14 protein-coding genes, 1 pseudogene and 1 other annotated feature are annotated in these 19,452 nt (G+C 48.4%); of the genes and pseudogenes, 11 read left to right on the top strand and 4 right to left on the bottom strand.

Annotated features, from left to right (window positions below; all coding sequences use genetic code 11):
- The first annotated feature begins 208 nt into the window (after positions 1-208).
- The 5 genes from SATMO3_RS24165 (at position 209) to SATMO3_RS24145 (ending at position 3,722) form a co-directional block, all read left to right on the top strand.
- Positions 209-1,021, top strand: a complete 813-nt coding sequence (locus SATMO3_RS24165) for a transporter substrate-binding domain-containing protein (protein WP_371372465.1) — start codon at positions 209-211, stop codon at positions 1,019-1,021.
- A complete protein-coding gene (locus SATMO3_RS24160) occupies positions 1,008-1,685 on the top strand; it encodes an amino acid ABC transporter permease (RefSeq protein ID WP_371372463.1) in 678 nt (225 codons plus the stop codon). Before SATMO3_RS24165 ends, SATMO3_RS24160 begins: the two co-directional genes overlap by 14 nt.
- On the top strand, positions 1,682-2,431 hold the full coding sequence (locus tag SATMO3_RS24155) for an amino acid ABC transporter ATP-binding protein (RefSeq protein WP_371372461.1): 750 nt from the start codon (positions 1,682-1,684) through the stop codon (positions 2,429-2,431). The genes SATMO3_RS24160 and SATMO3_RS24155 overlap by 4 nt, the downstream gene beginning before the upstream one ends.
- A gap of 171 nt (positions 2,432-2,602) precedes the next feature.
- Positions 2,603-3,028 carry a hypothetical protein gene (locus SATMO3_RS24150; RefSeq protein ID WP_371372459.1) on the top strand — a complete coding sequence of 142 codons (426 nt, stop codon included), beginning with the start codon at positions 2,603-2,605 and terminating at the stop codon, positions 3,026-3,028.
- A 133-nt stretch (positions 3,029-3,161) separates the two neighbouring features.
- Complete coding sequence (locus tag SATMO3_RS24145; RefSeq protein WP_371372457.1) at positions 3,162-3,722, top strand: nitroreductase family protein; 561 nt, start codon at positions 3,162-3,164, stop codon at positions 3,720-3,722.
- Positions 3,723-4,068: 346 nt separating this feature from the next.
- On the opposite strand, the gene SATMO3_RS24140 is transcribed toward SATMO3_RS24145, so the two are convergent.
- The 4 genes and pseudogenes from SATMO3_RS24140 to SATMO3_RS24125 form a co-directional block, all read right to left on the bottom strand.
- Entirely contained in the window at positions 4,069-5,418 is a 1,350-nt protein-coding gene (locus SATMO3_RS24140) for a nitrogenase component 1 (protein WP_371372455.1), read from the bottom strand.
- A gap of 2 nt (positions 5,419-5,420) precedes the next feature.
- The gene (locus SATMO3_RS24135; protein ID WP_371372453.1) at positions 5,421-6,950 is read right to left on the bottom strand and encodes a nitrogenase component 1; all 1,530 of its coding nucleotides are present in this window, start codon (positions 6,948-6,950) and stop codon (positions 5,421-5,423) included.
- A 398-nt stretch (positions 6,951-7,348) separates the two neighbouring features.
- Positions 7,349-7,645: a helix-turn-helix domain-containing protein gene (locus SATMO3_RS24130; RefSeq protein ID WP_371381786.1), complete on the bottom strand. Its 297-nt coding sequence runs from the start codon at positions 7,643-7,645 to the stop codon at positions 7,349-7,351.
- Positions 7,646-7,693: 48 nt separating this feature from the next.
- A pseudogene (locus SATMO3_RS24125) lies at positions 7,694-9,343 on the bottom strand (2-isopropylmalate synthase); the annotation flags it as partial.
- Between the two features lie 66 nt (positions 9,344-9,409).
- Positions 9,410-9,638 (bottom strand) — a binding site (T-box leader).
- A gap of 918 nt (positions 9,639-10,556) precedes the next feature.
- Between SATMO3_RS24125 and SATMO3_RS24120 the strand changes: the two are divergent.
- From SATMO3_RS24120 to SATMO3_RS24095, 6 genes are all read left to right on the top strand, one after another.
- The gene (locus SATMO3_RS24120; RefSeq protein WP_371372451.1) at positions 10,557-11,879 is read left to right on the top strand and encodes an NCS2 family permease; all 1,323 of its coding nucleotides are present in this window, start codon (positions 10,557-10,559) and stop codon (positions 11,877-11,879) included.
- A 21-nt stretch (positions 11,880-11,900) separates the two neighbouring features.
- Positions 11,901-13,616 (top strand): adenine deaminase, encoded by a 1,716-nt coding sequence (gene ade, locus SATMO3_RS24115; protein ID WP_371372449.1) that lies wholly within the window; start codon positions 11,901-11,903, stop codon positions 13,614-13,616.
- 132 nt (positions 13,617-13,748) lie between these two features.
- The gene (locus tag SATMO3_RS24110; RefSeq protein ID WP_371381785.1) at positions 13,749-15,068 is read left to right on the top strand and encodes a nucleobase:cation symporter-2 family protein; all 1,320 of its coding nucleotides are present in this window, start codon (positions 13,749-13,751) and stop codon (positions 15,066-15,068) included.
- Positions 15,069-15,262: 194 nt separating this feature from the next.
- Positions 15,263-16,651 carry a dihydropyrimidinase gene (hydA, locus tag SATMO3_RS24105; protein ID WP_371372447.1) on the top strand — a complete coding sequence of 463 codons (1,389 nt, stop codon included), beginning with the start codon at positions 15,263-15,265 and terminating at the stop codon, positions 16,649-16,651.
- A gap of 34 nt (positions 16,652-16,685) precedes the next feature.
- Positions 16,686-17,627, top strand: a complete 942-nt coding sequence (locus SATMO3_RS24100) for an NTP transferase domain-containing protein (protein ID WP_371372445.1) — start codon at positions 16,686-16,688, stop codon at positions 17,625-17,627.
- Between the two features lie 287 nt (positions 17,628-17,914).
- Positions 17,915-19,321 carry an amino acid permease gene (locus SATMO3_RS24095; RefSeq protein ID WP_371372443.1) on the top strand — a complete coding sequence of 469 codons (1,407 nt, stop codon included), beginning with the start codon at positions 17,915-17,917 and terminating at the stop codon, positions 19,319-19,321.
- The last annotated feature ends 131 nt before the right edge of the window (positions 19,322-19,452 follow it).

Raw genomic sequence — 19,452 nt, 5'->3', positions numbered from 1 at the left:
TAGTTTTCAATGTTATTATTTAGATAAAATTGACGGGTATATTCTCCGGCTGATCAGAAGACTGAAGGTCGAAACGCTTATGTGCAATAAGTGTTTCGGCTTTTTTGTTTTACAAGGACTTATTTAATACAGCAGAGAGGATGTGAGGACAGCCAAGTCCGGGATGGTCGCAGTTTTTGCTAAAAGTACAGTAAAGGGAGCTGGAACAATGCGTAAAATTAGTTTGTTATTAGTATTCATTTTAAGTTTATCTGTGGCGCTGCTGGCCGTTGGCTGCGGTTCGCAAAAAACGGAAAAAGCGGCGGAGACTAAAAAGCAGACGCTGTTGGAAACCGTCAAACAGCGGGGAACTATTAAAGTAGGCACTGAGGGAACCTATCCGCCGTTTACCTTTAAGAATGAAAAAGGCGAACTGGAAGGCTTCGATGTTGATATTATTAATGAAGTAGCCAAACGGCTGGGGGTAAAAGCAGAGTTCGTGCCTACAGAATGGAAAGCCATGTTTGCCGGCCTTGACGCGGAACGCTTTGACGTGATTGCGAATCAGGTAACCATCAATCAGGAACGGCTGGCTAAATACGACTTTTCCGATCCGTATACCGTTTCCGGCGGACAAGTGGTTGTAAATAAAAATACGGCAGATATCAAGGGCCAGGAAGATCTCAAAGGCCGTAAAGTCGGTGTGACGCAAGGCAGTAACTGGGATGAAATAGCCAAGAAAGCCGGCGCCAATATCCAATATTATAAAGGGGCCAATGAGATTTTCGCCGATTTGGCGGCCAACCGGATTGAAGCAACGGTAAATGACCGGTTATTTGTTGCCGAGTATTTATTAAAAAACCCCAATCAGCAGCTGAAAGTAGCGGGACCGTCTTTTGACCAGGCCAAGATGGGCTTTGCTTTCCGCAAAGGCTCGCCGGAACTTGTGGAAGCGGTTAATAAAGCGTTAAAAGAGATTTATGCGGATGGGACCTACTTGAAAATATCCCAAAAGTGGTTTGGTGAAGATGTTAGTAAATAGAGAATGGTCGATAGTGCTTAACTCCCTGCCTATTTTAGCGCAGGGAGCTCTGGTTACTATCGAGATCAGTCTGATTGCCATGGCCGGCGCGGTCTTTCTGGGTTTAATCGTGGCATTGATGAGAATATCCAAAGTTAAGATCCTGCAGTATATTGCCAAGGTGTATATATCCTTTTTCCGTGGCACACCGCTATTGGTGCAGCTGTTGATCCTGTATTTCGGCTTAACTTCTTTTCATATTGTGCTTGACCCTTATCCTGCTGCTGTAACCGGCCTTATTTTGCATTTTGGCGCATATATTTCGGAAATTTTCCGGGCGACAATTCTTTCCATCAGCCGGGGGCAGTGGGAAGCGGCGCTAGCTTTGGGGATGACCAACTCGCAGATATTACGCCGGATTATATTGCCGCAGGCGGTGCGGATTGCTGTACCGCCTTTATGGAACTGCCTGATTGATACCTTAAAATCCTCATCGTTGGCCTCGGTGGTTACTGTGCCGGAACTGACCCGGCAGGTAGAGGAGCAAAGTTCGGCCCAGTTCGTGTTTATGCCCTATTTCGTTACCTTAGCTGTGTTTTATTGGGTAATGGTTATCGCTATGGGCTGGGTGCAGGAATGGCTGGAGAAAAAGCTTGAAATACCAGGAGGATCATCAGCGTCATGATTGAGGTTACCGGCTTGTATAAGAGTTTTGGCAATGTGCCAATATTAAAAGGTGTCAATCTGCGGGTAAAGCAAGGCGAGGTTTGTGCTATTATCGGATCGAGCGGTTCAGGTAAGACCACGCTGTTACGCTGCCTTAATTATTTGGAAACCCCGGACAGTGGCCAAATCCGTATTGGTGATCTTATTCTGGACAGGCAAAAATCGGCTCCGAACGGTGAATTGGTTCGTCAATTACGGCAAAGAACCGGCATGGTGTTTCAGCAGTTTAATCTTTTTCCTCACAAAACGGCGCTGGAAAATGTTATCGAAGGGTTGCTGGTCGTAAAAAAGCTTTCTAAACAGCAGGCCATCGAAGTAGGGACGCTGTGGCTCACTAAAGTCGGCCTGGAAGAAAAGCTGGCCGCGTATCCCGGTCAGCTTTCCGGCGGCCAAAAACAGCGGGTGGCTATTGCCCGGGCTATGGTTATGGAACCGGAGGTAATTCTGCTTGATGAACCAACCTCGGCTTTGGATCCGGAATTAGTGAGCGAGGTATTGGCGGTTTTAAAAAAACTGGCGCAAGAAGGTATAACGATGGTAATTGTGACCCATGAAATGAAGTTTGCCCGGGAAGTGGCCGGCCAAGTGGTTTTTATGAGCGAGGGCTCTATTCTGGCAGAAGGCTCACCCCAACAAATATTTTCATCGGCTAATGAACGGATAAAATCATTTACCGCTCAGTTTAATGATCAAGACAGAACTTGACTTTAGTAGCTGGTATCCTTCCAGGAAAACTGCTGGCTTTTGAGGATAACACCGAAAAACCGTTAAAAAACCCATTCACTCCAGATAAAAAGTAAGGTATAAATTCGTTTAATAAATGTATTACATAGTGAAATCATTCTAGCCATTGTTTCCGGCAAAGGAGCCGGCACGATGGCTATCTCCCTGCGGCATTCGGGCTTGGACAAGCTTTTCGCTGGCGAACAATTGCGAGGAATGGTTATGTTGAAATTAGTTAAACCCTCTGCGGAGTACACAAAGCAGATTGCAGAATATAGAGAGGAATTTTCTGTTGAACGCGAAAGGGTCACATATGACCCGAGCAGAATACCCGGTACAGATTATCTTGAAAATTACGACAATGTGCTTGACTGGCTCGCATTTTGCGAAAGTATGGCTGACAAATTAACTTGGTATATGACCATCCGCGAAAGCGACAGCAGACTTGTCGGCTTTGTTGTGTTTCGTCACAAGCTCGAATACGATGGCGGTATCATCTGCAACAGCCGTAAGGCTGACAATGAATACGCTCTGCTGGAAGCGTTCGCGCAAGAGCTCGGCCATAATAAAACCGGGTGATATTCGCCGGCTATAAAAATATTCCGGTCAGCAAACAGGTACATGCAGTCTTGCCTTAAATGATTGTCTTTTTGTTATACTACAGGAAAGTACCTGTGCCTTTATATAAATAAAAATTTAGGAGGACGGCGAAATGAGTGAAGTTTTAAAAGCCTTAGTGGAGCGCAGAAGTGTGAGAACGTTCAAACCCGAGCAGATCAAGGACAGTGAGCTGCAAACCATCCTGCAGGCCGGACAGTTTGCTCCCAGTGCCAGAAATCAGCAGTCCTGGCATTTTACCGTGGTCCAGAAGCAAGAGATTCTCAGTAAAATCAATAGCCTCATTCAGCAGCACTTTTTGAATTCCGGTGTGGAAGCCTTTGTCGAAAGAGCGAAAGCCGAGAATTTCAGTCCTTTTTACCATGCCCCGACATTAATCATTGTTTCCGGGGATGAGACTGCCGTTGCTCCGCACCAGGACGGCGCTCTGGCCCTGGGCAATTTGTTTTTGGCAGCCCATGCCCTGAACATCGGTTCTGTTTGGATTCATTCGCTGCGTACCCTGTTCGATTCGGCAGAAGGCAGAGCACTAAATAAGGAGCTGGGCATTCCGGCAGGCTATGTTATTATCGGCTCCGGAGCCTTTGGTTACAATGCTGGTCCAACGCCGCAGGCCGCCCCGCGGAAAGAGGGAACGGTGACCATTATCAAGTGAGACTGACTAATATTGGTGGCTAATCTCAGCTGGAGTTTTAACAGACCAGACGGGATGAGGACTTTTACAAATAGTCCCCATCCCGCCTGATTTTTGCAACTGATTCTTTTCTGTAATTTTCTGGATATCGGCGATCAGTACCACCACTCTTTGATTTCGTCTTGTTTACGATCGGCGCAATTACATGATTTCAGGACTTAAAGCCACTGTCTCAGGAAAGGATCGGAATACTTGCTTGCGGCTCAAGAATTCTATAAATAGCGACATAGCAATCTAAGAAGCCAATAACCCCACCATGGTGGGGCTATTGGCTTCTTAGATTGCTATTGGGATAATGAGCCAGATATCATAATGGGCCACAATATTTGCTTATAATATCTTCCATGAGGGACAGGCCCCCGCGATAACCGGCATAAGTTCGTTCGACGATCAAACGGTCAAAAGTGGGAAAGGCCACACTGACATGCATAGCGTTTAACTCCTCGCCGGCAATATGTTTTTCCAGCGAACTGGCCAGTAGAATCATAAAGTTGCGATTCTTTAGTTTTTCCCGGATAAGATGGGAATCCACTTCAAAAATTATATCCGGTTTAACAGCGCAATCCAGTTGCTGGCTTAGTTCATCAATAATATTTGCCCTGTACTCTGCCGGCGGATCATCAGTAATAATAACGACTTCAGGAATATAGCTGATTTCATTGGTAAGATAGCGGGTAATGCCGATCGCATTGGCACTATCGGCGACAACGGCAATGAAGGGGTGAGGCAGGGCCAGAATCAGTACATCGCCAAGGTATTCAGTAAAACGATAGGCAAGGCGTTCTTCATTTTGTATCAGAGTTTCCACTTGACCGGGATCAAGCTGCAAAGCATCACCTACAGCACGAATTAATTGTGTGGTTGCTTTTGGTCCAACAGGTACACTGGGAAAAGTCAAGTACGGGGTATGGAACTTTTCGCGTAATTTGTTTGCAATGGAATGACCGTTCCAGGGTGATAGTACGACATTCAGCTCTGCAGCAGGTATTTTCTTTAAGTTCTCCAAGCCTTGAAATTCAGTAAAGATAATATTTACCTGCAGACCTAATTTTTCCAGGATTTGCTTAATGGCCGCCAAATCACCCTTCCAAAAAATATGCTGATAAGGTACTACACCGAAAATATTAATTAACCCTTTTTGTACCGGTACTGCTGCTAACAGTTGCTCGATAATGGCGTCAAAAAAAAGTTCATAACCTAAGTAAGAATTACCGGAGAATCCAGCAGTCTTTACATGAATAACCGGAGCCTCATCGCGAAATTCCTTCACCACCGCCTCTGTATCATCACCAATCAGTGATGGTACGCAGCCGGTAATAACCGGAAAGAACTCACCTTGCATTAATTCAAGAGTAGATTGAATTAATTGGCGTAGCTTGTCTTCGCCGCCAAATACTACATGTTCCTCTGCAAGCGATGAACAAGGAGTTGAAGTAGTTCCCTGCGGTCCGCCGCCATTTTGCCCGCCGGCATAATGTTGGCCAAATAACTGGCCGATGCCGCAACCGGCGCCGGAATGCAAAATAGGTACAGCGCCAAATAAAGCTAAGGCAGCCGAATAAGCTCCGCCCAGAGCGCAGGAGTAGCGTGGCGCTTCTATGGCTCCCGGTGCGTTTTCTTCAGCCTGTACGTCCTGTACTTCTGTTATTGCCGCCATAGTTATTCCTCCCTGTTCTTGGCATAATACAGCGGGTTAGGCTGTTGATACCACCAGTCGTGGTAAGTATCGCCCGTTTTTGCCAGCATCGTCTGCTGGAAGGAACGGTTCTTGGTGGCCTGCAGAAAAAAGTGACCGCAGGCAACTGCGCCGGCATAACCGCTTTGGCTGCTGTAGCCGGAAGGATCGCCACGCAGAGCATGAATGCGTGTTACGTCTTTTTTCCGTTTAAAGGCGTTCCCTTGGAACGGGCAAGTTAAAGTTAGATCCGGATCCTTAAGATTAGTAACATGAGCCTGCTCTGCCGCTTGGAACGTATTAATCAAAATATCAAAATCACCTATTTTTTTAATTAAATCCTCTACCTCTTCTAATACCAGGTTGTCAAAATCCTGGCAAATGGCAGCTGCAGATTCCAAGCCCAGCTCATCGAAAAACGGCATTTGGGCTAAAAGCCGGCCTTGTCCTAAGGCACCCAAAACAGTAGGTTTTTGCCCATTGCCCTTTAATTTGCTAAATTCATCTTTGATAGCCTGCAGCTTCGGCTTCCAGACTTTGTGCTCCTCGGCGATTACCTGCTCTACAATGTCTTCTTTGCCGGTATGACGGGCCACTTGTCTTAACCAATTATCCGTATTTTCAATTCCCATGGGCGAAGGATAGAGGAAAAAGGGTACGCCATACTCCTGTTGTAAGCCACGGGACAGATAATCGGTATACGTGGGGCAAAGCGGCGCAGTAACGGCAGCCTCGGACAACTGTTCAAATTGTTCGGCAGTAGCGAATTCCGGCACAAAATTAGGACGTAAATCCAGCTTGTTTAACAACCGGGTGAGTTCCCGGCGGTCTTGCCAGGTATAAGACAGCATACTGGCAACATTGACTAAATCGGGCTGTTTTTTCACCGGCTTCTTTACTAAGTACTTCAGCACACCATGCCAAAAAGCATCATAACCGGTTTGGACCAGGCGGGAACGTACTCCTTCACAATGTATCGGCACAATTCTCGCCTTAATTTCCGGCTGTACCTCGCCGACAGTTCCTTCAATGTCTTCACCGATAATTCCAGACGTGCAGGAAGTCAGGATAAATATAGCCCGGGGTGAGTAGCGGCGTTCGGCCTCAAGAATAGCCTTGCGCAATTTGTCGCCAGCCCCGTATATGACATCTTTTTCTGTAATATTTGTAGTCAACCAATGTAAATCATATTTAGCCGGTCGCCCCAACTCTACCGGAATACCCCGAAATAGTTCCCGGTATCCTAGAGCCGAAGAGGAACATCCTACCGGAGCATGGAATATGGTTACCGCATCACGGATGGTACTTACTCTAACGGCCAGATAAAAATTTAACATACAACCGGAAGTTTGCTGGAATTTTCTTTCGCAATTCTGTAAGGTTCCTTCTCTGGCTTCTTTTGATAATTGGGTGGCTTTGCCATAAAACAGATTAATCCCGTTAGCCCTTTGTTCACGGTTTAGGCAAGTTTTTTCACTTAAATCAATTTTTTCTTGCGTAAGCAGGTCTGCCACGAGTATCCCTCCTTTATTTTTATCTTGTAACTAACCCGCACTAAGACTCCTGCTTCTATAAGCGCGAGATAAGTGCGGCTAAGTTCCTGGATAAGGGCTATATTGCTGATGCTTGTCAAAACTTACAGCGTAACCACATAAAATAAAGGCTAAGTCCATATCCAAGTACGGATACGGCTTAGCCTTCAGCAATTAGCTAATCAGCAATAGCATATTTAAATTATATATAAATTACCACAAGAAACATATTTTGTCAATTGTGTTGCGGATCATTGTTTCCTGCGCCTTTGGTTACAATGCAGGTCCAACGCCGCAGGCTGCCCCGCGGCAAGAGGAAATTAAGCTTTATTTCTTCGGCTTGGGTATCGTTTCCCGCACGCCAACCAAAATAGATGTAATCACACCAGCTTCTTATTGCGGAACTGAACCGGGGACATGCCGTATTTCTTCTTAAACAGTCTGTTGAAATGCTCCACATTGGGATAACCGACGCTGTCGGCAATAGTCTCAACGGTCATGCTGCCGTTTTTGAGCAGTGTACAGGCTTTTTTCATGCGGACATTCCTAACAATTTCACCAAAAGTTCCGCCGGATTTTTCTTTAATATATTTGGACAGATAGGGGGGCGACAGGTGCACATGACGGGAAAGATCCTGCAAAGTGACGGTTAAGTAATTGGTTTGGACATAGTTCATGATTTCATCGATTCTTTCATCACGGCACTTGCCTTCGTCCAGTATTTCCTCCAGACGATTGACGGCTACCACCAGGGCGTTAATTGAGGATTTAATTATGTCGTCGTCGATGCCGACACCCCAGTATAAATTGTTTTGATAACTAACGCCAACATAGGACACTGCCTTGGAAGAGGAACCACGGGAAAGGGCATGTTCTTCATAGACAGTCAATTCATAATGAATGTCAAAGTATTGCTTAAGCGCATTGCTAACGGCGTCCAAACGTCCGTTGCCGTGGCCGATAATGGTTTTGACCCGGCCGTTATGCTGGATACCGACCTGGGCTAAAATACCGTCAAGCTGCTTGAAGTGACATTCGGCAGCAGAAAAATAGGGCGTGTTAGTTATGTATTTATCCTCGAATATCTGATAGACCCACTGCGGTGATAATTCCTTGTGCTCACGGTCAGAAACTTCCTTGACGGCATAGCCGATTTCTTCCTTCATCTGCGCGGGGAGGGTCATGCCGTAATGCTGCTTAAGTATGTAACCGACACCGCCTTTGCCTGACTGGCTGTTAATCCGGATAACATCCGAATCGTACTGCCGCCCGACATCCTGTGGATCGACGGGAAGATAAGGCACCGACCAAACGGCGCAGTCTGTTTCTTCGCGGTGCTGCATGCCCTTGGCAATGGCATCCTGGTGAGAGCCGGAAAAAGCGGTGAATACCAGTTCGCCGGCATACGGCTGGCGGGCAGGTACCGGCATTCTGGTCAAATTTTCATACTTTTGGCATATCGCCGGCATATTGCTGAAGTCCAGACGGGGGTCAACGCCATGAGAAAAGAGATTCATCGCCAGAGTGATAATATCCACATTGCCTGTGCGCTCGCCATTGCCAAACAGGGTTCCCTCAATTCTTTCGGCGCCGGCCAGTATGCCGAACTCGGCGTCGCAGACGCCGGAGCCCCTGTCATTGTGAGGATGGAGGCACAAAACAACCGAATCCCGGTACTTCAGGTGCTTGTTGATGAATTCCACCTGGCAGGCAAATACGTGCGGCATGGCATTCTCCACCGTGGTGGGCAGATTAATGATAGCCTTGCTGGCAGGCGTCGGTTGCCATACATCCAGTACGGCATTGCATATCTCGAGGGCATAGTCCACCTCGGTTCCGGGAAAACTCTCCGGGCTGTACTGAAAGGAAAAATTGCCGGTTGTTTCAGCAGCCAGCTGCTTTAATAATTTTGCGCCTTCGACCGCAATCTGCTTGATTTCTTCCTTGCTTTTGCCGAATACCTGTTCCCGCTGCGCGACAGAAGTGGAGTTATACAGGTGAATGACCGCGTGCGGCGCGCCCTTAACCGCTTCAAAGGTCTTGCGGATGATATGCTCTCGCGCCTGGGTCAGTACCTGGATGGTCACATCGGCAGGAATCATTTTTTTCTCGATCAATGTCCTGATAAAGTTGTATTCGGTATCAGAGGCCGCCGGGAAGCCTACCTCTATTTCCTTGAAGCCGATCTTTACCAGCAGGGCAAAAAACTCTAATTTCTCTTCTAAGCTCATGGGTTCGATCAGCGCCTGGTTGCCATCCCGCAAATCGACGCTGCACCAACTGGGCGGCTTATCGATATAATCTTTTTTTACCCAGTCATAAGATAACACCGGCGGCATAAAGTAGGTCCGTTCATACTTTTGAAAATTTTTCATTATCTATCCTCCATTCTGCTGCGGTATAAGCAGAAAAGCTTCCGTCTCCTAATCGAAATAAACGATTATAGAGACGAAAGCTCAATACTTCCGCGGTACCACTCTATTTCATGCTTGACACACGCTCATCGGCACAGTTCATGCCTATCCTGGTAACGGTGGACGCCGTCTTGACCTACTTTGTTTTCAGCCAGAAGCTCCCAGGCGAGTTCACCGCATTGCTCATACTGTTTCGCATCAGCCAACAGCTTTCTGAAATCACGTTGCGGCTACTGTTCCCTTTCATAGCTTTTCCTGAGGTACTATGTATTTTTTAGGATACCTGAATTATAATTCAATAATATCATATCGCACCAAGTTTGCGCAGTGATAAATTTAATCAGATTTATTGATTTTATTTAATGTAATCTTAATATTGAAAGCCGGAAAGACACACCCAATTCTGCCCGGACGTGTCTTTCCGGCGACTAACCTTTTTAACCGGCAGAGTGGTGAAAAATAGGCTGCAATAACGAGGTGGCATGAAACTTGCAAATTTAGGCAGTTACAAGTGGTGAGCGCCGTTAATTTAACTGAAACAGGGGAAAGCTGAAGGTCGGTAGCCTTTGCCAAGGTTCGGTGCAGGCCGTGTTTTTAAGGGATTTATCACTTTGATAAGCAGGGAGATATGCAGCAAGTTGCTAATAGCGTGAAGCTAGTTTGCGCAGGTTAATAGAGTTCATAAGATAGTCTGTACCGTGTCAACCCTAATCCTGTGGATACTGACGGGATATTTTCCGTAATACTGCGTTGTCGTCAATTGTCATACGGCCGGTATGACTCATTCCGCCGCCTTGTTTTACGAAAAATCTCCTCGCCTTTATCCTGCAGTTTTAAGGTTGTTATGGTACTAGGCTTGTGTCTTATCAAAATGATAGAATTTATCGATTTGATAAGACCTTTTTCTGTCGTTTAAGTAATATTAGACTGATTTTTTGGAATATTGCATCTCGAAAAAGTTGGCATCTACTGCTCAAAAGCCTATATAGAGCTAAGTTAAGACTGGCCAGCTTGTCCGCAATGAGATTGTTTAGCGGCGCATAGCTGCTTTATTGGCATAGTTTTTGCAAGATATTGGTAATAGTATATCGGTTTTTTAATATATATGGAAAGGGGCTGAGAAGTCCGGAGCCAATGAGCTGGGGACAACAAGGCGATTTTAAGGAGGGATACAATGGATCAAGGTTTACTTGAGCGGATGTTTAAACTCAGTCAAAAACAAACTGATGTCAAGACAGAAATGCTGGCAGGCTTAACTACCTTTGTGGCTTTAGCTTATATTATTTTCGTCAATCCCAACATTCTGGCCGATGCCGGCATACCTAAGGAAGCGGCCATCGCTTCGACCATCTGGGCAACCGCGCTGGCGACAACGCTTATGGCCGTATGGGCCAATTTCCCGATTGCTGTGGCGCCGGGCATGGGGCTTAACGCCTTTTTTGCGTATTATGTAGTGGGCGTATTAAACCTTTCCTGGCAGGTTGCGCTCGGAGCCGTATTCTTTTCCGGTATCTTGTTTCTGATTTTAACCCTTGGCGGAATCCGGCAGGCCATTATCAAGTCTGTGCCCTTGAATTTAAAATGTGCTATCGGCGTGGGGATTGGTTTGTTTATTGCCTTTATCGGGTTAAAAAATGCTGGCATTATTATTGCGGATAAGGCGACCTTTGTGACAGTGGGGCATTTGACTGCTAAAGAACCGTTATTGGCTTGCTTCGGGCTGATCTTTACAGCCGTGCTTATGGCCAGAAATGTCAAAGGCTCTATGCTCATCGGGATTATTACCACCACCATTCTGGGCATGCTTGTCGGTGCAGTGCCGGTGCCCAAAGGAATTAACGACATTATCAGCTTTAATATTCCCAGTATGACGCCCACCTTTATGCAGCTGGACCTGGTGGGAGCCTGGCAGTTCGGTATTTTCTCGATCATTTTTACCTTTACCATTGTAGAATTGTTCGACAATATGGGGACATTGATCGGTCTGACCCGCAAGGCCAAACTTATGAACGAGAAGGGTGAGATCGAGAATTTGGACAAAGCCCTGACTACCGATGCGGTAGGCACGCTTAGCAGCGCTGTATTTGGCACTTCTACGGTAACCTCCTATGTTGAAAGCGCGGCCGGAATCGCCGAAGGCGGCAAAACCGGTCTGACGGCCCTGACCGTTGCCGGCTTGTTCATTGTCTCACTCTTATTTGCGCCGCTTATCGGCCTGGTGCCCGGCTTTGCAACAGCGCCGGCTCTGATTTTGGTAGGGGCGTTGATGATGGCCGAAATCACGCACGTAAGTTTCACCGATTTTACCGATGGGTTTCCGGCCTTTATGACCATTATTATGATGCCTTTGACCTTCAGTATTGCCAATGGCTTTGCGTTTGGGTTTGTAAGTTATACATTTGTAAAAGTATTGTCCGGCAGAGCCAAGGAAGTCAGCCTGATCATGTGGCTTGTCAGCCTGGCCTTCCTGGCTAACTTTTATATGCGGCTGCACTAAGGCCGTAAAGGGGGATGCAGTTTGAAGCGGCTACACGAATTGGTGGATACAGCGTTAGGGAACACCGACGCCGATCTGGTGTTGAAAAACGGACAGGTGTTTAATGTATTTACAGGTACTTTTGTCAAAGGCGACGTAGCCATAGTCAACGGCTGCATCGCCGGTGTCGGTGTATACAATGGCCGCAAGGAGATTGACATGGCAGGCAAGTACCTAACTCCGGGCTTCATTGACGGCCATGTGCATATTGAAAGCGGCATGGTTAATCCTGCCCAATTCGCGTGCGCGGTAGTGCCGAACGGTACGACCACTGTCATCGCCGATCCTCACGAAATTGCCAATGTAGCAGGACTGGAAGGTATCCGCTATATGCTCAAGGCGACTGAGCAACTGCCGCTCAACGTATATATCATGCTGCCTTCCTGTGTGCCGGCAACTCCCCTGGAAACCTCGGGAGCTACTCTGACGGCCGAGGAGTTAGCCGAATTCATTCAGCATCCCCGCGTGCTCGGTTTGGGAGAAATGATGGATTATCCCGGCGTACTTGGCAAGTCCGACACGGTGTTTGCCAAAATCGGCCTGGCCCGGGGCAAGGTGATTGACGGGCATGCCCCCGGTTTAACCGGCAAAGCATTGACTGGCTATATTGCGGCCGGTATTTGTTCTGACCATGAGTGCGTTACACCGGAGGAAGCAACCGAGCGTCTGGCCCAGGGGATGCATGTCATGCTGCGGGAAGGATCGGCAGCCAGGAACCTCTTACAACTGCTGCCGGCGGTTAATCAGTATACGGTAAGCCGCTGCCTGTTAGCCACGGATGACCGTCATCCGGCCGACCTACTAGAGCAGGGGCATATCAACCATATGGTGAAGGTGGCCGCAAGGGCAGGCACCCATTTAGCCTGGGTGCTGCAGATGGCTACTATTAATGCCGCCAAATATTTTGGCCTTACTGAGCTCGGTGCTATAGCTCCCGGCTACCGGGCGGACCTGCTGGTATTTGACAATTTAACAGAATGGCTGCCGGCGATGGTGTTTAAAGACGGGCAACTGGCGGCTGAGAATGGTAAATCCCTATTTAAAAATTTTTTTGTCGAAGATAAAGCAGTACGCAATACTCTTTCCCTGGGAGACATAGGCGGTGAGAAGCTCCGTATTCCTGCCCGTTCCGCCCGGGCCAGGGTGATAGGCCTGGTACCCCGGCAGTTGGTGACCGCTATGTTAGAACTGGCTGTGCCGGTGAGGCAGGGGGAATTTGTTCCCGATCCCAGCCAGGATATTCTAAAGCTGGCAGTTTGGGAACGGCATAAAGGTTCCGGCAATGTGGGGGTGGGACTCTTGCAGGGCTTAGGGCTCAAACAGGGGGCCATTGCTTCGACCATTGCACATGATTCGCATAATCTGGTGGCGGTAGGGACCAACGACGCCGCGATATTGCGGGCGGTAAAAGCCATTGAGCATATTCAGGGCGGCTTGGCGATTGTCGGTGAAAAGGAAGTTCTCGGTATTCTGCCTTTGCCTTTAGCCGGGCTTATGACCGATCAGGATATCGGTACTGTGCAGCGAGAACTGGTCCGTCTGCACAAGATTGCCCGCAGCCTGGGTGTGAAGGAGGAATACGACCCTTTTATGACCTTGGCCTTTTTAAGTCTGCCGGTTATTCCTGCTTTAAAACTGACAGACAAAGGTTTGGTTGATGTTTCGGCCTTTCAGCATGTACCGGTGTCTTTATCCTAACTAACCCGCACTAAGACTCCTGCTTCTATAAGCGGGAGATAAGTGCGGCTAAGTTCCTGGGTAAGGGCGACTAAACGACTAACGCGAGGGGATGTTAAAGTGACGGATAATACACGTCATCCGGTTGATGAAATGCTACCTGCAGGGCAGTTGTTTATTTACGGTCTGCAACATGTGCTGGCTATGTACGCCGGTGCGGTTGCCGTCCCTCTCATCATTGCCAATGCGATTGGCTTGACTAAAGATCAGCTCATTTTTCTCATTAATGCCGATTTATTTACCTGCGGGATCGCCACATTGATTCAGACACTGGGCTTTGGCAATATGGGCATTAAGATTCCTATGATTCAGGGCGTTACCTTTGCAGCCGTTACTCCCATGATAATCATCGGTAAGACCCATGGCATGACCGCCATTTACGGAGCCATTATTGTCGCCGGGATTGTCACCTACCTGGTAGCTCCCTATTTTAGCAAACTAATCCGGTTCTTCCCGCCGGTCGTTACCGGTACCATTATCACAATAATTGGAGTTACCCTGATGCCTGTCGCCGTCATGTGGGCGGCCGGCGGCAATCCTGCAGCTCCTAATTTTGCCAGCCCGGAAAACATTGTCCTGGCCTTTGTGGTCATGATCCTGGTACTGTTTTTTTATAAATATTTTACCGGTTTCTTAAGTAACATTGCCGTACTCTTAGGCTTAATCAGCGGTACGATTATCGCCATCCCCCTGGGTATGGTCAATTTTAGCCCGGTGGGTACGGCAAGCTGGCTTGGTGTTACCACTCCCTTCTGGTTTGGACTGCCCACGTTTGACGCCGCCTCCATTGCGGCCATGGTGCTGGTTATGCTTGTAGTTATGACTGAGACAACGGGTGATTGTATCGCTATTGGCGAGATTATTGAAAAACCCATTCATAAAGAAGATTTGGCCAGATGCCTGCGCGCCGACGGCTTCTCGACCATGCTTGGCGGTATTCTAAACAGTTTCCCGTATACTGCTTTCGCGCAAAACGTGGGTTTGGTCGGTTTGACCCGTGTGAAAAGCCGGTTTGTCGTGGCGGCGGCCGGCGCCATATTAATTGCGCTGGGGCTCGTCCCCAAACTGGCGGCTGTAATCGCTGCCATACCGCACCCGGTGCTGGGCGGAGCCGGCATTGTCATGTTTGGTATGGTGGCGGCCAGCGGTATTAAGACTTTGTCTAAGGTCAGCTTTGACGGCACACACAATATTATGGTGGTTGGCATCAGTATCGGTATCGGTATGATTACCCTGGCAGTTCCCAAATTCTATCACGGGTTCCCCAACTGGCTGCAGGTAATTTTGCACAGCGGGATTACCGCCGGCAGCCTGGCGGCCATTCTCCTTAACCTTCTCCTGAACGGCAACGCGGCTGCTCATGATGTGACCGCGCAGGTGACCGGCAAGAAAGGAGTTTCAGCCAACGAGTAGAAGAAAATCATAACTGCTTAGCGTCGCCTGGTGTCTTATGACACCAGGTTGCGACGGTTATAGAGCGTGTGCTCCAATAAAGATGCGGACGGGTAGTGAGAGAGCGGCGGTTAAGTTCAGGCGGTGCGAAGCGTTGCTCACTACCCGCCTGAAGAGAAGCTTTAGTGAATTTCCTATAGCAAGGAGAGGTTTTTATGGGGATTGTTTTGCGCGGCGGCGCCATTGTCACCAGCACGGACTGCTATCAGGCCGATATCCGTATTGAAGGGGAAAAGATTGCCGCTATCGGCAGCCAGCTGGCGCAGGCCGGCGATAACGTAGTGCCGGCTGAGGGCTATTATATATTTCCGGGCGGCATTGACGCCCATACCCATTTTGACCTGCCGGTAAGCACTATATCTACAGCCGACGATTTCGCCAGCGGCACCCGGGCTGCTATCCTGGGCGGCACGACGACGGTTATTGATTATGCCACACAGTTTAAGGGGGAGACCCTCAGGCAGGGTTTGGACAACTGGCATCGGCGGGCCGGCGGCAATTGTTACACCGACTACAGTTTCCATATGGCGATTACCGACTGGAATGAACAGGTTGCCCGGGAGCTGCCGTGGCTCAGCCAGGAGGCCGGTGTAACTTCCGTTAAGCTCTATATGGCTTACAAGCATAGTATGCAGCTTGACGACAGTGCGCTTTTTCAGGTATTGGAGGGCAGTCTGGGCTGCGGTATTCTCACCTGTGTCCACTGCGAGAACGGCGATATTGTTGACAACCTGACAAGACAGTTGCGCCAGCAGGGGAAAACGGCCCCTGCCTTCCATCCTTTATCGCGTCCGCCGCGGGTAGAGCAGGAAGCCGTTAACCGTTTAATGATATTGGCCGAGATGACCGGTGCGCCGGTATTTGTTGTCCATTTAAGCTGCCGTGAGGCCATGGAGACCGTAGCTGAGGCCAGATTACGCGGTGTAAGGGTGTTTGCTGAAACATGCCCGCAGTATTTGGTGCTGGACGACAGTGTCTATCAGGATACTACGTTCGCCTGCGCCGGGTACGTTATGTCGCCGCCGCTGCGGGCCAGGGAAAATCAAGCCTATTTGTGGAACGGACTGAGAATCGGTATTTTGGATACCGTTGCGACCGACCATTGTTCCTTTAACCTTCTGGGGCAGAAAGACCTGGGGCGTGAGGATTTCAGTAAAATTCCCAATGGCGCTCCGGGGGTGGAGCACCGGCTGGGTCTTTTATACACCTACGGTGTCAAGGCCGGCAAGCTGAGTCTAACCCAGTTTGTCGATAAGGTAGCGACAACGCCGGCCAAACTCTTTGGCCTCTATCCCCGTAAAGGAACTATCGCACCGGGCAGTGACGCCGATTTAGTGCTGTGGGATGAAAATAGCCGCTTTATCATTGGGGCTGCTTCCCACGCCCACAATGTCGACTACAGTGCTTATGAAGGAATTGCGCAGCAAGGCAAAGCTGTCCATGTTTTCCTGCGAGGCCGGCAGGTGGTAAAGAACGGGATAGCAACCGGCGATCCTTTGGGGAAATATCTATTTCGCAAGCCATTCCTCCGGAGTGAGGTTTAACTGACGATATCCGTACGGCGTAAGAGGTAGCGATATGAGAGAAAAGAAGGCCACAGGCGGCATAATTGTTGCAGCAGGAAAAACAGCAGATGCCAGGGATCCCAAACCACTGTTAAAAATCGGTTCGATTTCAGTTGTTAAGAGGATTGTTTTAACCTTCCAGCAGGCTGGCATTTCGCCGATCGTGGTCATTACCGGTGATAAAGCCGAAGAAATTGAACATGACTTGGCCGATTATGGGGTTATCTTTTTGCGCAATGAACAATTTGCGACTTCTCATATGTTCGATTCCGCCAGGATCGGGCTGTGCTTTCTCCAGAACAAATGCGAGCAGGTAATCTTTAACCCGGTTACTGTTTCGCTGTTCACCCCCGAAACTATTCAGCAGATGATGGCATACGGCAGAGAAGTGGTCGCGCCGTCTTTTCAGGGACAAACCGGACATCCGCTCTTAATCTCGTGTGAGCTGATTCCGCAGCTTTTGGAATACCATGGGGATATGGGCATGCGGGGAGCTATCGAGGCGTTGGGGGTAAAGAGATACCGGCTGGCAACAGAGGATGAGGGGATTTTTCCTGACCAGGGTCATGGCGACAGGGTGAATCAGCTTATCAGAAAACACAATAAGCAAATTCTTCATCCTTTCTTAAGAATCAGTATTGAGAATGAGATGCTTTTCTTTAATTCGCGCACCAAGCTGCTGCTGATTTTAATTCAGGATACGCATTCTGTGCGCAGCGCCTGCCGGCATATTGCCCTGTCATACAGCAAGGCCTGGAATATGATCAATCAGCTGGAACAGGAGTTAGGCTATGCCGTTGTTGAACGAAAACACGGCGGCAGTAAAGGCGGAAAGACGTATTTAACGGCGGCAGGCGCTCAATTTCTGGCGAGTTTCCAGCAGTTTGAGCAGAACGTGCGGCAATATGCAAAAGCTGAGTTTGACAGATGGTTTATTAACCGCACTTTGCTATAGGGCGGTGCATGGGTGACTATTTAGCAATAAAAAATTTTTATACGGCGGGTACACTACGGACAGGGATTTTATTTTGCAATATATCCCTGTCTCTTTTACGTTTAGTTTAAGTGTTTTATATTTTGGGCTGGACCTAACAAAATAATTGCCTTATAGTAGGAATTGAGCGCAACTTTGTCCACGATAAACCGACTTATCTTTCTAATGGTGACTGTAGGAGGATAAACTGACTATACTGTAGATAGTTTGCTGCACTCGTTGGAGAATTTTGAGGGGAGATAGTAACCATGAGTATTTTTCGTACGAAAAGTATCGACTTACTGAAAGAGGAGGCAAGCATCCGTTCGCTGCGCAAATCCTTGACAGCCATTGATATTGTCATGCTGGGTATTGGTGTTATTATCGGCACCGGCATTTTTGTTCTTACCGGTGTAGCAGCAGCCAAATATGCCGGTCCGGGTCTGATGCTTTCCTTTGTACTGGCCGGTATTACGGTTGCATTTGTCTGCCTGGCCTATTCAGAGCTGGCAGCCATGATACCCATTGCCGGCAGTGCTTATACCTATACTTATACGGCGCTGGGGGAATTTGTCGCCTGGCTGGTAGGTTGGAACCTGATACTGGAATACTCCGTAGGCGCCAGCGCGGTAGCCGGCGGCTGGTCAGCCTACACGGTGGGGCTTTTAAAATCCGCCGGCATTGAAGTTCCCAAGGCCTTAACCACTGTTCCGGCCGATGGCGGCCTTGTAAACTTGCCCGCGGTACTTATTACGCTGTTTTTGACCTTTCTTTTAGTCAAGGGAGTCAAGGAAAGCGCCAACGTTAACCGGCTTTTGGTTGCCGTTAAATTAGCCGCCATCTTCCTGTTTCTCTTTCTAGCGGGACCGAAAGTCAATGTTGCCAACTGGGAGCCGTTTTTACCTTACGGTTGGGCCGGTGTATCGGCGGGCGCTGCAGTTATCTTTTTTGCTTACCTGGGAGTGGATTCCATTGCGACCGCGGCTGAGGAAACCTGCAACCCAAGCCGGAATATGCCTTTCGGCATTATCGGTTCTTTAGCCGTATGCACCGTTCTATACATCGCCGTTTCGGCTGTTATGACGGGTGTTGTCCCTTATAGCCAGCTCGATACGGCGGAGCCTGTTTCCTTCGTATTAAGACAAATTGGCTACAACTTCGGTTCGGCCCTGGTAGGTACAGGCGCTATCGCCGGTTTAACCACCGTGCTTATGGTTATGATGTACGCGCAGACCCGCGCTTTTTTTGCCATGTCCCGGGATGGTCTGATTCCGGCGGCAATTTGCAAAGTTCATCCCAAGTACGGTACGCCGCATATCATTACCTTAATAGTCGGACTTGGCGTGGCTCTGATTTCCGGCGTCACTCCCATTCATCTGGTGGCGGAAATGTGCAGTGCAGGCACGTTGTTTGCATTCATTGCCGCCATGATTGGCGTTATGGTGCTGCGAAAGACAAAGCCTGACGTACAGCGGCCTTTCCGTTGTCCCGCCCTTAGCGTTGTTGCCACCGTTGCAATATTGTTTTGCTTCTATATCATGTATAACCTGCAAACCGGTACGTGGATCCGGTTTGTCGTTTGGAGTATTATCGGTATCGCTGTTTATTTTTGGTATGGCCGTTCCCACAGTAAACTGAATGCCGTGAGCCAACCGAATAATAGCAATACTCTGTAGCAGAACACCCTTTGTAAGTCCCGCCGGGCTAATCCCGGCGGACTGTTATTTTTCCGGATAATTTCCCGTAGCCTTAAAGAAAATGGGTGACAATACTGCTATAATAAATTAATGCCGTAGTAGCATTTGAC

Origin of the sequence: Sporomusa aerivorans, from assembly GCF_041428895.1 — a bacterium.
GTDB classification, from domain to species: Bacteria; Bacillota; Negativicutes; order Sporomusales; family Sporomusaceae; genus Sporomusa; species Sporomusa aerivorans.
This window is presented reverse-complemented; position numbering and strand designations above follow the sequence as displayed.